Origin of the sequence: Microbacterium sp. LWO13-1.2 (assembly GCF_038397725.1) — a bacterium.
Classification (GTDB): domain Bacteria; phylum Actinomycetota; class Actinomycetes; order Actinomycetales; family Microbacteriaceae; genus Microbacterium.
Window position 1 is genome coordinate 1,345,649 of the sequence record NZ_CP151634.1, and the last position, 17,011, is coordinate 1,362,659.

Annotated in this window: 17 protein-coding genes; 12 read left to right on the plus strand and 5 right to left on the minus strand. The window is 68.4% G+C overall.

Features of this window, described 5'->3' with window-relative positions; all coding sequences use genetic code 11:
- Positions 1-8: 8 nt before the first annotated feature.
- Positions 9-308: a hypothetical protein gene (locus MRBLWO13_RS06455; protein WP_341977148.1), complete on the minus strand. Its 300-nt coding sequence runs from the start codon at positions 306-308 to the stop codon at positions 9-11.
- A gap of 106 nt (positions 309-414) precedes the next feature.
- Here MRBLWO13_RS06455 and MRBLWO13_RS06460 point away from each other — a divergent pair, with 106 nt between their 5' ends.
- The 6 genes from MRBLWO13_RS06460 (at position 415) to MRBLWO13_RS06485 (ending at position 5,135) form a co-directional block, all read left to right on the plus strand.
- Complete coding sequence (locus MRBLWO13_RS06460; RefSeq protein ID WP_341977150.1) at positions 415-825, plus strand: hypothetical protein; 411 nt, start codon at positions 415-417, stop codon at positions 823-825.
- A gap of 35 nt (positions 826-860) precedes the next feature.
- Entirely contained in the window at positions 861-1,508 is a 648-nt protein-coding gene (locus MRBLWO13_RS06465) for a TrmH family RNA methyltransferase (RefSeq protein WP_341977152.1), read from the plus strand.
- A 26-nt stretch (positions 1,509-1,534) separates the two neighbouring features.
- On the plus strand, positions 1,535-2,743 hold the full coding sequence (locus MRBLWO13_RS06470) for a histidine kinase (protein WP_341977154.1): 1,209 nt from the start codon (positions 1,535-1,537) through the stop codon (positions 2,741-2,743).
- On the plus strand, positions 2,740-3,396 hold the full coding sequence (locus MRBLWO13_RS06475) for a response regulator transcription factor (protein WP_341977156.1): 657 nt from the start codon (positions 2,740-2,742) through the stop codon (positions 3,394-3,396). Before MRBLWO13_RS06470 ends, MRBLWO13_RS06475 begins: the two co-directional genes overlap by 4 nt.
- Before the next feature lie 140 nt (positions 3,397-3,536).
- Positions 3,537-4,646 carry a hypothetical protein gene (locus MRBLWO13_RS06480; RefSeq protein ID WP_341977158.1) on the plus strand — a complete coding sequence of 370 codons (1,110 nt, stop codon included), beginning with the start codon at positions 3,537-3,539 and terminating at the stop codon, positions 4,644-4,646.
- 21 nt (positions 4,647-4,667) lie between these two features.
- Positions 4,668-5,135, plus strand: a complete 468-nt coding sequence (locus MRBLWO13_RS06485; protein ID WP_341977159.1) for a VOC family protein — start codon at positions 4,668-4,670, stop codon at positions 5,133-5,135.
- Position 5,136: 1 nt separating this feature from the next.
- Here the strand turns inward: MRBLWO13_RS06485 and MRBLWO13_RS06490 are convergent, their stop codons facing one another.
- Positions 5,137-6,459 carry an MATE family efflux transporter gene (locus MRBLWO13_RS06490; protein ID WP_341977161.1) on the minus strand — a complete coding sequence of 441 codons (1,323 nt, stop codon included), beginning with the start codon at positions 6,457-6,459 and terminating at the stop codon, positions 5,137-5,139.
- 120 nt (positions 6,460-6,579) lie between these two features.
- Between MRBLWO13_RS06490 and MRBLWO13_RS06495 the strand changes: the two genes are divergently transcribed.
- The 4 genes from MRBLWO13_RS06495 to MRBLWO13_RS06510 all read left to right on the plus strand — a co-directional run bounded on the left by MRBLWO13_RS06495 (position 6,580) and on the right by MRBLWO13_RS06510 (position 10,708).
- Positions 6,580-7,128, plus strand: a complete 549-nt coding sequence (locus MRBLWO13_RS06495) for a DUF1992 domain-containing protein (protein WP_341978305.1) — start codon at positions 6,580-6,582, stop codon at positions 7,126-7,128.
- 152 nt (positions 7,129-7,280) lie between these two features.
- Positions 7,281-9,245 (plus strand): M13-type metalloendopeptidase, encoded by a 1,965-nt coding sequence (locus MRBLWO13_RS06500; RefSeq protein ID WP_341977163.1) that lies wholly within the window; start codon positions 7,281-7,283, stop codon positions 9,243-9,245.
- A 143-nt stretch (positions 9,246-9,388) separates the two neighbouring features.
- Complete coding sequence (locus MRBLWO13_RS06505; RefSeq protein ID WP_341978307.1) at positions 9,389-10,273, plus strand: serine hydrolase; 885 nt, start codon at positions 9,389-9,391, stop codon at positions 10,271-10,273.
- Positions 10,274-10,306: 33 nt separating this feature from the next.
- Positions 10,307-10,708, plus strand: coding sequence for a hypothetical protein (locus MRBLWO13_RS06510; RefSeq protein ID WP_341977165.1), 402 nt, complete (start codon positions 10,307-10,309; stop codon positions 10,706-10,708).
- 9 nt (positions 10,709-10,717) lie between these two features.
- Here the strand turns inward: MRBLWO13_RS06510 and MRBLWO13_RS06515 are convergent, their stop codons facing one another.
- On the minus strand, positions 10,718-12,187 hold the full coding sequence (locus MRBLWO13_RS06515; RefSeq protein WP_341977168.1) for a peptide MFS transporter: 1,470 nt from the start codon (positions 12,185-12,187) through the stop codon (positions 10,718-10,720).
- Between the two features lie 36 nt (positions 12,188-12,223).
- Between MRBLWO13_RS06515 and MRBLWO13_RS06520 the strand changes: the two genes are divergently transcribed.
- Positions 12,224-12,913 (plus strand): GNAT family N-acetyltransferase, encoded by a 690-nt coding sequence (locus MRBLWO13_RS06520; RefSeq protein ID WP_341977170.1) that lies wholly within the window; start codon positions 12,224-12,226, stop codon positions 12,911-12,913.
- Between the two features lie 88 nt (positions 12,914-13,001).
- The gene (locus tag MRBLWO13_RS06525; RefSeq protein WP_341977172.1) at positions 13,002-14,387 is read left to right on the plus strand and encodes a glycine--tRNA ligase; all 1,386 of its coding nucleotides are present in this window, start codon (positions 13,002-13,004) and stop codon (positions 14,385-14,387) included.
- Between the two features lie 17 nt (positions 14,388-14,404).
- On the opposite strand, the gene MRBLWO13_RS06530 is transcribed toward MRBLWO13_RS06525, so the two are convergent.
- Together MRBLWO13_RS06530 and MRBLWO13_RS06535 are read right to left on the minus strand one after the other, a co-directional pair.
- Entirely contained in the window at positions 14,405-15,967 is a 1,563-nt protein-coding gene (locus MRBLWO13_RS06530) for a hypothetical protein (RefSeq protein ID WP_341977174.1), read from the minus strand.
- A gap of 41 nt (positions 15,968-16,008) precedes the next feature.
- Positions 16,009-16,977 (minus strand): WYL domain-containing protein, encoded by a 969-nt coding sequence (locus MRBLWO13_RS06535; RefSeq protein WP_341977176.1) that lies wholly within the window; start codon positions 16,975-16,977, stop codon positions 16,009-16,011.
- Positions 16,978-17,011: the final 34 nt, after the last annotated feature.

Consider the following 17,011-nt stretch of genomic DNA (forward strand, 5'->3'; position numbering starts at 1 on the left):
CCTGCGTCTCAGGAGCCGGCGGACATCAGGATGCCGAAGGCGACCTGACCTGCGAAGAACACCACGGCGAAGCCGAGGAGGGCGGCGAGGAGCGACAGGCGGCCGTCGAAGTCCGGGACCTCGGCGATGCCCGCCTTGCGCGCGCGGAACGCGAGGATCAGCGTCGCGATGCCGAGGGCGAGTTGCACCCAGGGGCCCCCGAAGGCCAGCGCCTTCGGGAACGCGATGAGCAGACCACCGATCACGCCGGTCGCGAGCCCGGCCCACGTGAGGATCCGGACGGAGCGGCGTGCGGTTTCTGCAGACATGATGTCGAGCCTAATCGCCTGTCACGCCCGGATCAGCCCAGCCGGAGCACCCGCTCAGCAGGTTCGCATGCTACAAGAGAGGTGACCGCACGAGGGGGAGGCCGACATGCCGGTGAAGCGAGCGAGTACGACCTGGTGGGTGCTCCTGCTGCTGGCGGTGCTGTGCGTGTTCCCGGTGGCGACGGCCGCGATCTCGCAGGCCGGGGATGCCGGTGCGGATGTCGTGGACTCTTGCCGCGACAGCAGCGATACGCACGACCGTGAAGTCAGCAGCGCAGAGATCACGGCGATGCCCGCAGGACGCCACTGCGAGTGGAGGAGCGGGGTCGAGACGCAGACCGGCTGGCCGGTGACTGTCGCCGCGCTGATCGGATCCGCGATCTGCCTCATCGTCACCGCGTTCGCGCTGCGTCAGGGCGGGTCGGGGAGAAGGCTCATGTCCCTCCTGCCGCTCATCGCGATCGGCGCGATCTGGTTCGTGATCTGGTCGAGCACGCTCTTCGTGATCGTCGACTGACCTGGCGCCGCGCTTCTGCCGGATAGCCTGGCGGGATGGATGAGCAGACGCCCGAGCGCACCACCCACGGCGTCGGCCCCTGGCCCGGCGGACCTTCGGAATGGCCGGACGGCGAGCAGTACGACCCGGAGATGCTCGCCAACGGCGACACCCGCAACGTCATCGACCGGTATCGGTACTGGCGGATGGAGGCGATCGTCGCCGACCTCGACACGAAGCGGCATCCGTTCCACGTCGCGATCGAGAACTGGCAGCACGACATGAACATCGGCTCGATCGTGCGCAGTGCGAACGCGTTCCTCGCCGACACCGTGCACATCATCGGCCGCCGTCGCTGGAACAAGCGCGGCGCGATGGTCACCGACCGCTATCAGCACGTCGTGCACCACGAGGACATCGCGACGTTCGCCGCGTGGGCGGCCGCCGAGGGTCTTCCGGTCATCGCCGTCGACAACGTCGACGGCGCCGTGCCCGTCGATCGCGCGGACCTGCCGCAGAGCTGCGTGCTGCTGTTCGGGCAGGAGGGGCCGGGGTTGTCCGAAGAGGCGCTCGCCGCGGCATCCGGGCACATCGAGATCACCCAGTACGGTTCCACCCGCTCGATCAACGCGAGCGCTGCGGCGGCCGTGATCATGTACGAGTGGTGCCGCCGCTACGCCGATGGAGATCACCCGAACGGGTGATCCGCGTCTCGAGGCCGCGTGAGAGCATGAGCAGGATGCACGCGGAATCGGATGCTGCGCGGTCGACGCGCGGGTGGCGCGCCTGGCTGCGCGTCGATGTCCTCGTGGCGCTCGTGGGTCTGGTCGTACTGCTGCCGGCGAGTATCGCCGTCCTCACCCAGCCGGAGACGCGCCCCGACGCCCCGATGACAGCGCTGGCGATCGGACTGTTCTCCGGTCTGCATCTCCTGTCCCTGCTGGCCGTTCGATACCCGCTCGCCGCACTCGCGGGGGCGAGCGCCATCATGAGCGCACTCGCCCTGGTGCCGGGGCTGCGCGACGTCTCCGGTGCGCTGTTCCCGTCGAGTTTCGTCTACCTGCTCGTGCTCGGTCAGGTCGCACTGCAGTGCCGACCACTCATCGGCCTGCTCGGGCTCGGGAGCGGTGTGTTCGGGGCGGCGCTGATCGCCTCCACCGAGCTGGAGTTCCATGACGGCCCGCGCTTCGGTGCGTTCATCGGCCTGACCGGTGCCGTCAGCGCCGCGTGGGCGGTCGGGCGGCTGCTCCGGCTGCGCCGGACGCAATCGGAAGAGCGGATGCAGGCGGGTGTCGAGCGGGCGATCGCCGACGAGCGGATGCGGATCAACCGCGATCTGCACGACATCGTCGCCCACTCGATGACTGTGATGATCGCCCAGGCTGAAGTGGCACGAGCGTTGATCGACGACGATCCGATTCGCAGCGAACGTGCGCTGGGAATCGTGGTGGACACCGGGCGGGAAGCCCTGCGCGGCATGAGATCCGTTGTCGCGGCGGACGGCGACGCACCGCTGCGGCCGCTGCCGACCGTCGACTCTCTCTCCGAGCTGGTCGAGGCGGTGCGCCGGCCGGGCAGCGAGGTCGACTTCGTCGAGGTCGGCGACCGCGCGGTTCTTCGGGCCGGGGCCGCGCTGGCGCTCCATCACGCCGTGCGCGAGGCGCTCACCAATGCGGTGCGGCACACGGAACCGCCCGTGTGCATCGACGTGCGGCTGGCGTGGTCGCCGACCGGGGTGCGGGCGACGGTGACCGATGACGGAGGGGCGGGCCCCGCACGCGGCGACCTCGGCGGTGAGCTCGGAACCGGGACCGGGCTGATCGGCGTCGCCGAACGCGTGCGCCAGGCCGGTGGCGCGCTGGCGACCGAGGAACTCGCCCCGCGCGGCTGGACCGTGCGGATCGACCTACCCGTTTCGCTGCAGAAGGGGGAATCATGAGCATCCGCGTCCTGCTCGTCGACGACCAGGAGCTGTTCCGCGATGCGGTCGCCGTGATGCTCGCCCGTGACGAGCGGATCGCCGAGGTCGCCACGGTCGGCTCCGGCGAGGAGGCCATCGAGCATGTCCGCGCGCACACCGTGGACGTGGTGCTGATGGACATCCGGATGCCGGGGATCGACGGAATCGCCGCGACCCGTGAAGTGCTGCGCGTCCGCCCCGGTCTTCGGGTTCTGGTGCTGACGACGTTCGACCTGGACGAATACGTGTATGCCGCGATCCGGGAAGGAGCCAGCGGCTTTCTCACCAAGGATGCGAGCGCCGCCGAGCTCGCGGATGCCGCGGTCGCGGTCGCCGCCGGCGAGCAGGTGCTGTCGCCGCGCGCGACGGCTGCGGTGATCGGCTTCGTCCGCGGCGGGAGCCCGAAGGCCGACCCCGACGTCGCTCTGGCGGGGCTCAGCGCGCGTGAGCAGGACGTCGCGCTCGCGCTCGCGACCGGAGCGTCGAACGAGGAGATCGCGAGGACCCTGTTCCTCTCGGTCAACACCGTGAAGACCCATGTGAAGGCCGTGCTCGCCCGGCTCGGGGTGCCCGACCGGGTGCATGTCGTGATCTGGGCGTATGAGAACGGCGTGCTGCGACCGAGGGCCTGAACTCGGTTCAGAAGGCGCGAATGGCTCGATCTCGGGCCGAAATGCAGCCCTTTGCGCTCTGTGAAGGCTCACCCGCGCGGGTGACAAGGTCGACCCGCACGGGGGATGGCGGCGCTCGAGTGGGTTCCTAGCGTGGAAGCATGTCAGATCGGTCTCGTGTTCTCGTCCTTCTCGCGACAGTCGCAGCAGCATCCGCGGTCGCCGTGCTCTCGCTGCTGCGGATGCTCATCCCCACGTTCTTCAGCACCCTCCCCGTCAGCCTGCTGGGCCGTCTCGGCAGCGGGGTCGAATTCGCCGTCGCGCTCAGTGGAGCGCTCGGCGCTGTCGTCGTGGCGGTCGTCGCTCTGGCCTCCCGGCGCTCCGCCGACAGGCGAGTGCGCGTTCGAGGTGTGCGCGTCGTAGCTCTTCTGGTAGCCGCCCTCCTGGCGGCGACCACCCCGGGAGGTGTGATCCCCGCCGCCGGTTACGCGTTCATGCTCGCCGTGCTCATCGGGATCACCGCGTTCGTCGCCCTGACCGTGCTGCGCCGGCCATGGGTCGGCCTCGTGCTCGCCGCGGCGCTCGTCGGTCTGGGCGCCTACGCCGTTCTCCACCTCGAAGCAGCCGTGCTGCTGCCGAAGATCGTGATCTCGTTCGGGTCGGTGCTGCCTCTGGCCTCGATCGCGCTCGCTCACGTCATCGCGGCGGCGGGGCTCGTGGTCTGGGCCATCACCGCGGCTGCGACCCCCGGTGCGTTCGCACGTGGCGTGCTGCGGCACCGGGTGGCGATCACCGTCGTGGCGGCGGCCTGCGCGCTGCCGTACGCGGTGGCGCGGGCATCATGGCTGACGCCGTGGCCGCTGCTCGGCGGCGGTGCCGAAGTACTCGCCGCCGAGCCGGCGGTGCGGCTCACCGGGCTTCTGCTCGGCTTGGCGATGCTCACCGGGGGCGTGCTCACCCTTGGCCTGATCCTGCCGTGGGGCGAGCGTTTTCCTCGGTTCCTCGCGGGTATCGGTGGCCGCGCGGTGCCGGTGGGGCTCGCGGTGATCCCTGCGACCATGGTGAGCGTGCTGTTCACGGCGGCCGGGATCGAGTTCGCCATCGAGGGAGTGGGACCCGCGACCGGTGAAACTCTGCTGCTCTTGGCCACGTTCCCGTTCTGGCTGTGGGGCCCGCTGCTCGGACTGTCCACCTGGGGCTACGTCATGCATCGCCGGGCGGTCGACGTCATCGAAACCTCTCGACAGGTCGAAGCGGCCGGCGTAGCGTGAGTGCCGATCAAGGAGGCCGTCATGGCAGATCTCACCCCCATCCGTCCGTATCTCTGGTTCGACACCAACGCGCAGGAGGCGATGGAGTACTACGTCTCCGTCTTCCCGAACTCCTCCATCGACCAGGTCGTCACCTATCCGGATGAAGCGCTCAGCGAGCACTTCGAGGGGATGAGCGGCAAGGTCATCAACGGTGAATTCACGCTCAATGGGGCGCCGTTCGGCTGCATCGACGGCGGCCCTGCGTTCACCTTCAACGAGGCGGTCTCCTTCGTGATCACGTGCGCGGACCAGGCCGAGATCGACTACTACTGGAGCGCGCTCTCGGCCGTTCCGGAGTCGGAGGCGTGCGGCTGGTGCAAGGACCGGTTCGGTGTCAGCTGGCAGGTGATCCCGCACGATCTCGGCCGGCTCATGGAACGCCCGGAGCAGATGCAGGCCTTGATGCAGATGAAGAAGATCGTGATCGCTGAACTCGAGAACGCCTGAGTCAGCCGCCTGCGGTTACCCAGCGGCCGGAGCGCACCCGCCAGCCGAGCGTCGCGAGGCGTGCCAGCAGATAGACGCCGAAGAATGCCACGGACAGCCAGATGAGTCCGACGCTGCCGGCGACCCCGGTCGCTGCGATGATCCACAGCGCGGGCAGGAACGGCACCAGATTCAGGCCTCCCGCGATCGCGAGATAGCGGGCGTCGTTCGCCCCCATCAGTACCCCGTCGAGAACGAACACGACACCCGCGATCGGTTGGGCGACGGCCAGTACGAGAAGCGCCGGCTGGACGAGAGCGGCGATCTCCGCATCTCCGGTGAAGACGATGCCGAGCACCCCGGACAGCGCCGCGATCAGCGCGCCGACGATGACGCCGAACCATGCGCCCCAGGCCACGGTTCGCCGCAGCACGCGGTGCACCTGCCGCTCGTCGCCGGCACCGAGCTCTTTGCCGATGAGGGCCTGAGCAGCGATCGCGAGAGCATCCAGCGCGAACGCCGCCGCCGAGAAGATCGTGAAGACGATCTGCCATCCGGCGAGTTCCGTGGTGCCGATTCCGGTGGCGATGCCCACAGTGACGAGGAGCGCGACGCGCAGACTGACGGTGCGCAGGAACAGCCAGCCGCCGGAGCGCGCAGAGCTGCGGATGCCGCCGCCATTCGCCCGCATCGAGGCCTTGTGCTTCGTGGCGAGGCGCCGGATCACGATGACGTAGGCGGCGACCATTCCCCACTGTGCCGCCACGGTGCCGAACGCGGAACCGGCGATGCCCCACCCGAAGCCGTAGATGAACAGGACGTTCAGCACGGCGTTCGCGCCGAAGCCGAGGCCCGCGATCCACAGGGGTGTCACGGTGTCCTGCATGCCGCGCAGCAGGCCGGTGGCGGCGAAGACGATGAGCATCGCGGGCAGGCCCCACATCGACACCACCAGGTAGGCGTTCGCCTGGGCGGCGACCGCGTCGCTCGCCCCGAAGAGCGAGACCAGCCAGGGTGACGACACCGCGCCGACGATCGCCAGAACGGCGCCGAGGCCGAGCGCCAGCCACATCCCGTCGATGCCCGCCGAGACGGCGTCCCCGGGCTTTCCGGCTCCGAAGCGCCGCGCGACGGCCGGCGTGGTCGAGTATGCGAGGAAGACCATCAGGCCGACGATCGTCTGCAGCACGGCGCCGGCTATGCCGAGGCCGGCGAGCGGGGTCGTGCCGAGGTGACCGACCAGAGCCGCGTCGACGATGAGGAAGGCCGGTTCGGCGACCAGAGCGCCGAGCGCGGGGACGGCGAGGCGCAGGATCTCTCGATTCAGGGAGGCGCGCGTGGTCACCCGACGAGCCTAGGGGCTGGCGGAGACACCGCGGTCGTGGACGACACGGACGGATGCCGGACCCGTCGTCGTATTCTGAAGGGACACCGGACGCAGCCGGAGGTGCCCGTGTCAGATGCCATGAACAATGCCGCCCGTTACCGCGCGCAGCGACAGGCCGGCGAGGATCCCACGTCGGAAGCCGAGGAAGAGCAGACGGCGTCCATGACGCTGAACGCCGAGAACAAGGCGGCCTTCATCGAGACGGCGATCCAGCTCGCGATCCGCCGAGGCGAGTTCGATGATCTCCCCGGCGCGGGCAAGCCGCTCGAGGGGCTCGGTACGCACCACGACCCGGACTGGTGGATCCGCCGCAAGATCGAGCGGGAGAATCTCACCGGTCTCGGCCCGCCGGCGATCCTGCTCCGCACCGAGGACCGCGAGTTGAACGATCAGCTCGACCTGCTCGGCCGTGAGTCCGACGTACGTGAAGTCCTGGAGGACTTCAACCGCCGGGTGATCGAGGCGCGGCGGCAGCTCCAGGGTGGACCGCCGGTCGTCACATCGCCCCGTGACGTGGAAGCCGAAGTCGTTTCCTGGGCCGCGCGCCGCGCGGCCAGACGTGCATCCGTCCCGGAACCCGCCCCACCCGCTCCTCGCCGCCGCTTCGGCATCCGTCGCCGTCGCTGACTGTTTCGAGCGCGGGCGCGTCGCGCGGTGAAATGCGCTTCCCTCGGCCAGATTCTCGGAATTCGGCCGAGCGAAGCGCACATCTCCGAGCCAGGTGCTCGCCCGTACATCCGTCCGGCCGCGTGTCCGCCTCGGGCCATAGGCTGGGACGCATGACAGATGTGCTCACCTCCGGCCTCGCCACTGAAGAGTTCAACGCCGACATCCGCCCCCAGGACGACCTGTACCGCTACGTCAACGGGGCGTGGCTGGATCGCACCGAGATTCCGGGGGACAAGGCCCGCTGGGGCTCGTTCCACCTTCTGGCCGAGCAGGCAGAGGCCGACGTCCGCACGATCATCGAGGAGTCGCAGGGAGCCGAGCCCGGCACCCTGGCACGCAAGATCGGCGACCTGTTCGCCAGCTTCATGGACACCGGGCGCATCGACGCGGCCGGCACCGCACCGCTCGCGGAGACGTTCGCCGAGATCGACGCCATCGACAGCATCCCGGCGTTCCTGCGCACCGTCGGCGCCTACGACCGAGACGGCCGCGCGCACCTGATCGGCCTGTACGTCGATGGCGACCCGGGCAACCCCGAGCGCTACATCCCCGTTCTCGTGCAGTCCGGCCTCTCGCTGCCCGATGAGAGCTACTACCGCCTCGACACGTTCGAAGAGACCAGGGCCGCGTACCGCGCGCACCTGGAGCGCCTGCTCACGCTCGCCGGAGTCGCGGATGCCGTCACCGAGGCCGACCGCGCGATCGCCGTCGAAGCCGAACTCGCGACCCACCACTGGGACAACGTGCGCAGCCGCGATGCGGTCGAGACCTACAACCTGAAGACGTGGGCCGAGATCCTCGATCTCGCCGGAGTCGACCTCGCGCCGTGGCGCGAGGCGGTCAGCCCCTCGAACCCCGATGCGTTCGATGAGGTCGTCGTCTCGCAGCCGAGCTTCTTCGAGGGCCTCGGCACGCTGTTGACCGCCGAGCGCCTCGACGCATGGAAGTCCTGGTTGCGCGCCCAGGTCGTGCACGCCGCCGCCCCTTACCTCACCGACGACATCGTGCAGGAGAACTTCTCGTTCTACGGCACCGAGCTCTCCGGAGTCCCGACGATCCGCGAGCGCTGGAAGCGCGGCGTCTCGTTCACCGAGGGTGCCCTGGGTGAGGCGATCGGCAAGGTCTACGTCGAGCGCCACTATCCGCCGACGGCGAAGGCAGCGATGGACGAGCTCGTCGCGAACCTCATCGAGGCGTACCGGCAGAGCATCACCGACCTCGAGTGGATGAGCCCGGAGACGCGCGAGCGCGCGCTCGCCAAGCTCGATGCCTTCACCCCGAAGATCGGCCACCCCGATGTGTGGCGCGACTACTCGACGCTCGACATCGACCGCGCCGACCTGTTCGGCAACGTGCGTCGCGCCGCGATGTTCGAGCACGACCGTCACGTCGACAAGGTGGGCAAGCCCATCGACCGCACCGAGTGGCACATGCCGCCGCAGATGGTCAACGCGTACTACAACCCGTCGATGAACGAGATCGTGTTCCCGGCGGCGATCCTGCAGTACCCGTTCTTCGACGCCGCGCGTGATGCGGCCGCGAACTACGGTGGCATCGGTGCCGTCATCGGCCACGAGATCGGCCACGGCTTCGATGATCAGGGCAGCCGCTACGACGGTGCCGGCAAGCTCGAGGACTGGTGGACGGACGCCGACCGCTCGGCATTCGAAGAGCGCACGAAGGCCCTCATCGCGCAGTACGACGCGCTCGTTCCGCTGGGTCTGGACGCCGAGCACCACGTCAACGGGGCGCTGACCATCGGTGAGAACATCGGCGACCTGGGTGGGCTCGGGATCGCCCTGAAGGCGTACGAGCTCTCCCTCGACGGGGGAGAAGCTCCGGTGATCGACGGGCTGACCGGTGTGCAGCGCCTGCTGCTGTCGTGGGCGCAGGTGTGGCAGCAGAAGAGCCGTGACGCCGAGACGCTGCGGTTGCTGACCATCGACCCGCACTCGCCGAACGAGTTCCGTTGCAACCAGATCGTGCGCAACATCGGCGCGTTCTACGAGGCCTTCGACGTGGCCGAGTCCGACGCGCTGTGGCTTCCGCAGAGCTCGCGTGTGACGATCTGGTGACCATCTCCTGAGTTCGTGAAGGTTCCTCACCCGGTGGGGGTTACGATAGCCGTGCCGCCGGGGGATGAGCCCCGCGGTATCCCGCTATCCACCCCCCTCGGTAAGGATCACGCGTGGGCACTCCCCCCGAGCCTTCGCACGCCATGCTGCGCCGTTCCCAGCGGACCAGCAGGCGTCTGCCGCGTCGTGCCGCCATCGGCCGCCGGTCGTTCACATCGACGCTGCGTGCGCTCGAGATGCTGGCGGATGCCGGCGCCCAGGTCTCCGTCCACGTCGTCGATCTCGACAGCGGCGATCCGGTCCTCTCCGGTGACGACCACGTCACGATGCCGATCGCCGGTCTGGGCGTGGTGCCGCTGCTGATCGAGGTCGCGGCGGGCTTCGAGAGCGGGTCGCTGGATCCCCTCGAGATCATCGAGCGGAACTCGGTCGATCCGGTGTCCTCGTCCGGGTTGTGGCGTCATCTGCGTGCACCGGCGCTGCCGCTCTCCGATCTGGCTGTTCTCGCGGCGACCGCCGGCGACCCGATCGCCGTGAACGCGCTGTTGCAACGCGTCGGTCACGAACGAGTGCGTGAGCGCAGTGATGCCCTCGGGCTCGTCAGCACGGCGCTGCTCGACCGCTTCCGCGACAAACGCGGCCCCGACGACGCCCCGCAGGTGGCGGTGGGTTCGGCGCGGGAGATCTCCGGCCTGTTCTCCGCCCTGGTCAACTCGGCAGTCGTCGACGCGGCGGTCAGCGCACAGGTGTCGGAATGGCTGAGCCTGAATCAGGATCTCAGTCTCGTCGCGGCATCCACGGGCCTTGATCCGTTCGCCCATGATCACGACGCGCACGGCCTGTTGTTCATCAACAAGACCGGGCGTGACCGCGGGGTACGGGCGGAATCGGGTGTGCTCGCGGGCCCCCGCTCCGGCGTCGCCTACACGCTGATCGTCTGCTTCGACGATCTCTCGATCACGCACCGCCTGCGCGCCCACGACGCGTTCCGAGTGCTCGGTGTCGAGCTCATGGAGTACACGCACTGAGATCCGCTCGCGTGCCCCGATTAGGCTCGTGAGATGACCCGCGCAGACTGGACCCCGCACCGCCGTGATGACGGCGAACTGCTCGGGTGGATCCATCCGAAGGGCGACGACTGGGCGGCGGTCGACGTGCTCGGGCGCCCGGCTTCGGCGGCGACCGAGTGGCTGGATGCCGAGGCGGCGCTCGAGGAGCACGGCATCGCATGGCTCGCCGACGCCTGGATGCTGGAGGGGGAGAGCGAGCGTCCGTTGCGCGTGCGCATCGTCGAGGTGACACCCGACGACGACGGTGCGCCCGGGCGCATCGTGGTGAAGGTCGACGACTTCGGCGATGTCACACGGCCGCCCACGCAGCAGTTCGTGCTGCCGTGGCCGATTCCGGATCGGCTGCGCCCGCCACGTGACGGCGATCCGGACGCGTTCACGATCTCGCGTTGACGGCGAGTCTCAGCGCACGCCCTTCATGAGCGCGAGCACGGGTTTCACCGACACGAGAAGTCCCGCGCCGACGACGATCGCGATGCCGCCGAGGATCGAGAAGTACGGCACCTCGTTCTTCGGGTCGTAGAACTGCACGAGCCACCCCGAGATCGCGGTGCCGAGTGCGATCGACAGGAAGAACAGGGCGACCATCTGCGTGCGGAACGCTGCCGGTGCGAGCTTGGTCGCCACGGAGAGGCCGACCGGCGAGATCAGCAGCTCGGCGATCGTGAAGACCAACAGGATGCCGACGATGGCGAGCAGCGGCGTCGAGTTCGCACCGCCTCCGGCGAACGGCAGGAACAGCAGGAACGCCGCACCCATGATGATCGTGCCGAGGGCGAACTTCACCGGTGTCGCGGGCTGACGCGTGCCGAGACGTGTCCAGATCGCGGCGAAGACGCCGGAGAGCACGATGATGAAAACCGGGTTGATCGACTGCACCCACGAGACCGGCATCTCCCAGCCGAACAGGTTCCGGTCGAGCTGCTTGTCGGAGTAGACGGTGAGCACCGTGAACTGCTGCTGGTACAGCGACCAGAAGGCCACGCTCGTGACGAACAGCGGCAGGAACGCCCAGACCCGCGAGCGTTCGGTCGCATCGATGCGCCGGCTGCTGAGGATCACCGCGAAGTAGGCGATGGTGGCCGCCAGGGTGCCGAGGATCACGATGGTCGCGAGGTTGTCGGCGCGGATCACGCCCAGCAGCACCAGGAGGACGATCAGCGCGATCCCGGCTACGGCGATGATCGCGATGAGCGGGTAGCGCGCGGCGGGAAGCGGGTTCGGCACCTGCCTCGCCGCCTCCGGCAGTGCCTTCCTGCCGAAGGAGTACTGCACGAGCCCCAGGGTCATCCCGATCGCGGCGAGCCCGAAGCCGAAGTGGAAGCCGAGCGAGGACTGCAGAAGTCCAGTGAGGATCGGACCCATGAAGGCACCGAGGTTGATGCCGAGGTAGAACAGCGAGAAGCCGGCATCGCGACGCGTATCCTCCGGGCCGTACAGGCTCCCCACGACCGAGGTCGCGTTCGCCTTGAGCCCTCCGGAGCCGAGGGCGACGAGGACGAGTCCGACGCCGACCCCGATGAATCCGGGAAGAACGGCGAGAGCGATGTGCCCGGCGACGATGACGATCGCGCTGAGGAACAGAACGCGCTCGGAGCCGAGAAGGCGGTCTGCGACCCATGCGCCGAGGATGGTCGACAGGTACACCGAACCCCCGTAGGCGCCGACGATGCCGCCGGCCACCGCCTCCGGCAGCCCGAGTCCGCCCTGGGTGACGGAGAAGTACAGGTAGATGAGCAGGATCCCCTGCATGCCGTAGAAGCTGAACCGCTCCCACATCTCGACCCCGAACACGTGCACCAGGGCCCAGGGCTGACCGAAGAAGCGGGTGTCTTCCGAGGTCTGCGGCGACCCGGCTTTCGATGAAGGCATGCCACCACCGTACGCCCGCTCGGATAGCCTGGGTGGGTGCGAACCATCCGCGATCTCGACACCGTTGAACTCATCATCGACGCCCAAGGGCTGCTGGATTCCATCCGGGGCCGGGAGCGCGTCATCGACGCCGGCACGCTGCGGGCGCTGCAGCAGTCCGGCAACTATGTCGTCGGACTGTTCGACGGTGACGGTGATGATGCGCGCATGGTCGGTGCATCGATCGCGTTCTTCGGCGAACCGGGCAACCGCGCGATGCACTCGCACATCACGGCCCTGCTGCCGGAATACCGCGGCCGAGGCTGGGGGCGCGAGCTCAAGGAGCACCAGCGCCAGTGGGCCTTCTCGCGCGACGTCGGCCGCATCACCTGGACGTTCGATCCGCTCGTCGCGCGCAACGCGCACTTCTTCCTGACGGTGCTCGGCGCCCGCGTCACCGGCTACGCCGTGAACCGCTACGGCATCTTCGGTGGCGGTGATGCCGGAGACGAGAGCGACCGGCTCGACGTCGCGTGGGGGCTGGCGGACATCGCGAAGCCGCCGGCGCCCGACAGCGTCGTCGCCACACTGGAGATCCCCGCAGACGTCGAATCCATGCGTGCCACCGACCCGGATGCCGCCCACGAGTGGCGGCTGCGGCTGCGCTCCGAGATGGAGGAGCTGCTCGGCCGTGGCCTGCGCATCGCCGGATTCGACGTCGAGCGCGGTTACCTGTTCACAGAGTGAGGGCGTTGCGTTTCCGCTGTCGCGGATAGAATCGGGGATGCCCGTGATCACGGGTATTTCCCCGCAGCATCCGACCATTGGAGCCACCATGGCCGAACAGTCCCGCCTCGACAAGGTCATCGCCCTCGCCCGCCACCGCGGGTTCGTGTTCCAAGCGGGTGAGATCTACGGCGGTTCGCGTTCAGCCTGGGACTACGGCCCCCTCGGCACCGAGCTCAAGGAGAACATCCGCCGGCAGTGGTGGCAGTCCTTCGTCCGCGGTCGCGGTGACATGGTCGGCCTCGACTCCTCGATCATCCTCCCCAAGCGCGTGTGGGAGGCATCCGGTCACGTCGCGACCTTCACCGACCCGCTCGTGGAGTGCCTCAGCTGCCACAAACGCTTCCGCGCCGACAACCTCATCGAGGACTTCGAGGCACGCAAGGGCCGCAAGGCCGAGAACGGCCTCGCCGACATCCCCTGCCCGAACTGCGGCAACAAGGGGCAGTACACCGAGCCGAAGGCGTTCTCCGGCCTGGTGAAGACCTACCTCGGCGTCGTCGACGACGAATCGGGCCTGTACTTCCTGCGCCCCGAGACGGCGCAGGGCATCTTCGTGAACTTCGCCAACGTGCTCACCGCGAGCCGCAAGAAGCCGCCGTTCGGCATCGGCCAGGTCGGCAAGGCCTTCCGCAACGAGATCACCCCCGGCAACTTCATCTTCCGCACCCGCGAGTTCGAGCAGATGGAGATCGAGTACTTCACCCCGCCCGCCGAGGCGCAGGAGTGGTTCGAGCACTGGGTCGAGGTCTGCTGGGCGTGGTTCATCGATCTCGGCATCAACCCCGAGAACATGCGCCAGTTCGACGTCCCCGAGCACGAGCGGGCGCACTACTCTGCCGGCACGATCGACTTCGAATACCGCTTCGGCTTCCCCGGCAAGGAGTGGGGCGAGCTGATGGGCGTCGCCAACCGCACCGACTACGACCTCTCCAGCCACGCCGAGGCGTCCGGCCAGAGCCTGTCGTACTTCGATCAGGCATCCGGCGAGCGTTACACGCCGTACGTGATCGAGCCGTCGTTCGGCCTCACCCGCTCGATGATGGCGTTCCTCGTCGACGCCTACCGCGAGGAAGAGGTGCCGAACGCCAAGGGCGGCACCGATATCCGCACGGTGCTCAAGCTCGACCCGCGGATCGCGCCGGTGAAGGTCGCCGTGCTTCCGCTGTCGCGCAACGAGAAGCTGTCACCGCTGGCCCGCGAGGTCGCCGACGGACTCCGTGGCCGCTGGGCGATCGACTTCGATGACGCGGGTGCCATCGGACGCCGTTACCGTCGTCAGGATGAGATCGGCACGCCGTTCTGCGTCACGGTCGACTTCGACTCGCTCGATGACCGGGCCGTCACCGTGCGCGACCGCGACACGATGGCGCAGGAGCGCATCTCGATCGACGACCTGCACGAGTACCTCGCGGAACGCCTCAAGGGCGCCTGAACGGGCGCCCGCGCCGGTCAGGGCGAGGGAGCAGGGCTCGGCGAGGCGGATGCCGCGCCCGGCGCAGTCGCTGCGACGGCGTCGGCGATGAGCGCCTGCACCTGGGCGTCGTCGTCCAGCATCCCCGCCGACGGTGAGACGGTCTCGAAGATCTTGTCCGCATATTCGTCGGAGAGGTCGGCGAGAGCGTCGTACTGATCGTCCTCGTCCGGATTGGCTTCGAGGGCGTCGGCGACGTCTTCGTTCGCCTCGGCGAGGAGCGCGAGCAGTGCATCGAAGTCTGCGGCGACCTCGGGGAGCAGCGGGTAGGTGCGAATGCGCTCGCCGTAGGCGACGATCTCCTTCAGCAGCGCGAGCGTCCGTTCGTTCTCGGCGGCGTCGAACCCCGGTTCGAACGCACCGGTGTACTCCTCGACGACCAGCAGCATCCGGGTCGCTCCGGGGCGGAAGTCCTCGCCTTCGCCCTCCTCGATGCTGCGGTTGAACTCCTCGAGCACGGCGGAGCGCGCCTGTGCGTACGCGGCATCCGGTGTGCTCTCGAGTTCGCGGATGCGCCACAGCAGCCAGAGTCGATCAGCGGTGCGCTCCTGGGTTTCGGCGGGGTCGCCCCAGGGGAGGTACCCGTCGATCAGTGCCTGCCGGTACGGATCGCCGATTGATGCGAGATCCGGGGGAGCGCTCGGGGCCGGCGAGGCCTTCGTCGCATCGGCCAGGGTGGCGGACAGGTCGGCGACCTGCGCGGCGAATGCCGGGCGGAGCGAGGACGCGTACTGAAGTGGAGCCTCGAAGACCGAGTTCAGATTGCCGTAGTTCCAGTACGAGTTGTACGGGTCTCCGATCGCCTTCCACGATTCGAGTTCCTCGACAGCATCCTTCTGGAACGCCTCCTCCTCGTGCAGCCAATCGAGGATGAACGCGCCGACGGATACTCCGAGCGCGGACTCGGGGATGATCTTGGTCTCCTCGTCGCCCAGAGCCACACCTTCGAGGGCCGTGACCGCGACGCCGAGGAGGTCGAGCCGTTCCTCGGCGAACGCCGCGCCAGCCGTTCTGTTGATCTCGTAGTACTTCGCCGGGTCGTCTGACACGTAGTCCAGGGAGTCCGTCGACGCGTTGACCCGGTCGGCAGCGGGCCCGCCGAGGGTGTTGTAGTAGAGGTCGGCCAGCGGCCAGTAGCTGTGGAAAGAAGCGAGGCGCAGCGTCAGGAGCGACTCCGGCTCCAAACCGGCGAGCTCCTCGACGATCACCCCCACCTGCTCCTCGACGGCTGCGGCGGCGAGATATGTCGGCGTGTTCTCCACGGCCCCTTTGTCGAACTCTTTCAGCGCGGGTGCGTTCTTCAGGGCTTCGCCGATCCCGACCTCCGCAAACGGAAGTTCCTCCACTCCGTCGGGCAGGGCGGCCCACTCTTCGCTGGTGCCGGTCCTGGCCTTCGCCGTAGCCGCCGTGAGCTCTTCCGCCCACGCGGTGAGCTCTTCGCTGTACTCCGCCGCCGCTTTCACCGCTTCCTGGTTCGGCCCGCTGGTGCAGCCGGTCAGCAGCCCCACCGCCAGTGCCACGACCGCAGCGGACGTCATCATCCTGCGCATCTCGGCCTCCCCCGGTATCGCCTAACGAAATACTAGGTCGTGCCCGCTGAGCCGGCCACGGCGCGGCTGTATCTCTCCGACAACAACTGGAGCCTTGGAATCAGCTCGGCCGGTGACTCGACGGTGAAGTCCATCATCAGCATCCCTATGTAGGCGGCGACCGTGTCGAGGCTGTCGGCTCCAGTGACCAGGATGCAGTGGTCGTCGTCGATCGGCTCCACCACTCCGACTGCCGCGTGGATCCGGTCGAGCACGGCCTGGGCTGGAGCGTCGATGCGCAAGCGGGCGTGCACGACCCAGCCGCTCACGGCAATGGTCCGCATGGCGAACGCCGTGTAGTCGCCACCGGGGAGTGGTTGCGGTTCGAACCGGCGGTGGGTCGCCATCCGCAGTTCCATCCAGTCGACTCGGTGCGTTCCCCATTCTGCGGTCTGGGGGTCGCGAGCCACCAGGTACCAGCGCCGGTGCCAGGTGAGGAGCCGGTACGGCTCGACCAGTACGGGCCGTCCCTCGTAGTCGAAGCGCAGCCATTCCTGGTTGCGGATGGCATTCGCGACGGCCTGCAGGACTGCGGCATCGACTTCGGGATCCGGAGCATCGGTGTCGTTGTTCTCCGGGGCGCGGTCGACGCTCGATCGGAGAGCCTCGACCGTCGGACGCAGGTGCGATGGCAGTACCTGCTCGAGCTTTGCGAGCGCCCTGGCGCCCGACTCCGCGACCCCGGCGATGCCGGCGGCGGCGCGGAGTCCCACGGTGACGGCGACCGCTTCCTCGTCATCGAGCAGCAGCGGAGGCAGCTTTCCGCCGGCGCCGAGGCGGTAACCGCCGATCGCGCCGCGCGTCGCGTCGACGGGATATCCCAACTCGCGGAGCCGGTCGATGTCGTGCCGTACTGTGCGTGTCGAGACCCCGAGACGCTCGGACAGTTCGCGCCCTGAGCGCTCAGGGCCGGCCTGCAGCAGGGACAGCAGTGCCAGCAGGCGTGCGGTCGGATCGGCCATGGTTTCCTCCCGGGAAACGTGTACTAGAGGAGCG

Excerpts from the sequence above, each read along its gene's own strand:
- MRBLWO13_RS06455 (WP_341977148.1), bottom strand. The coding sequence starts at position 308 with ATGTCTGCAGAAACCGCACGCCGCTCCGTCCGGATCCTCACGTGGGCC.
- MRBLWO13_RS06460 (WP_341977150.1), top strand. The coding sequence starts at position 415 with ATGCCGGTGAAGCGAGCGAGTACGACCTGGTGGGTGCTCCTGCTGCTG.
- MRBLWO13_RS06465 (WP_341977152.1), top strand. The coding sequence starts at position 861 with ATGGATGAGCAGACGCCCGAGCGCACCACCCACGGCGTCGGCCCCTGG.
- MRBLWO13_RS06470 (WP_341977154.1), top strand. The coding sequence starts at position 1,535 with ATGAGCAGGATGCACGCGGAATCGGATGCTGCGCGGTCGACGCGCGGG.
- MRBLWO13_RS06475 (WP_341977156.1), top strand. The coding sequence starts at position 2,740 with ATGAGCATCCGCGTCCTGCTCGTCGACGACCAGGAGCTGTTCCGCGAT.
- MRBLWO13_RS06480 (WP_341977158.1), top strand. The coding sequence starts at position 3,537 with ATGTCAGATCGGTCTCGTGTTCTCGTCCTTCTCGCGACAGTCGCAGCA.
- MRBLWO13_RS06485 (WP_341977159.1), top strand. The coding sequence starts at position 4,668 with ATGGCAGATCTCACCCCCATCCGTCCGTATCTCTGGTTCGACACCAAC.
- MRBLWO13_RS06495 (WP_341978305.1), top strand. The coding sequence starts at position 6,580 with ATGAACAATGCCGCCCGTTACCGCGCGCAGCGACAGGCCGGCGAGGAT.
- MRBLWO13_RS06500 (WP_341977163.1), top strand. The coding sequence starts at position 7,281 with ATGACAGATGTGCTCACCTCCGGCCTCGCCACTGAAGAGTTCAACGCC.
- MRBLWO13_RS06505 (WP_341978307.1), top strand. The coding sequence starts at position 9,389 with ATGCTGCGCCGTTCCCAGCGGACCAGCAGGCGTCTGCCGCGTCGTGCC.
- MRBLWO13_RS06510 (WP_341977165.1), top strand. The coding sequence starts at position 10,307 with ATGACCCGCGCAGACTGGACCCCGCACCGCCGTGATGACGGCGAACTG.
- MRBLWO13_RS06515 (WP_341977168.1), bottom strand. The coding sequence starts at position 12,187 with ATGCCTTCATCGAAAGCCGGGTCGCCGCAGACCTCGGAAGACACCCGC.
- MRBLWO13_RS06525 (WP_341977172.1), top strand. The coding sequence starts at position 13,002 with ATGGCCGAACAGTCCCGCCTCGACAAGGTCATCGCCCTCGCCCGCCAC.
- MRBLWO13_RS06530 (WP_341977174.1), bottom strand. The coding sequence starts at position 15,967 with ATGATGACGTCCGCTGCGGTCGTGGCACTGGCGGTGGGGCTGCTGACC.
- MRBLWO13_RS06535 (WP_341977176.1), bottom strand. The coding sequence starts at position 16,977 with ATGGCCGATCCGACCGCACGCCTGCTGGCACTGCTGTCCCTGCTGCAG.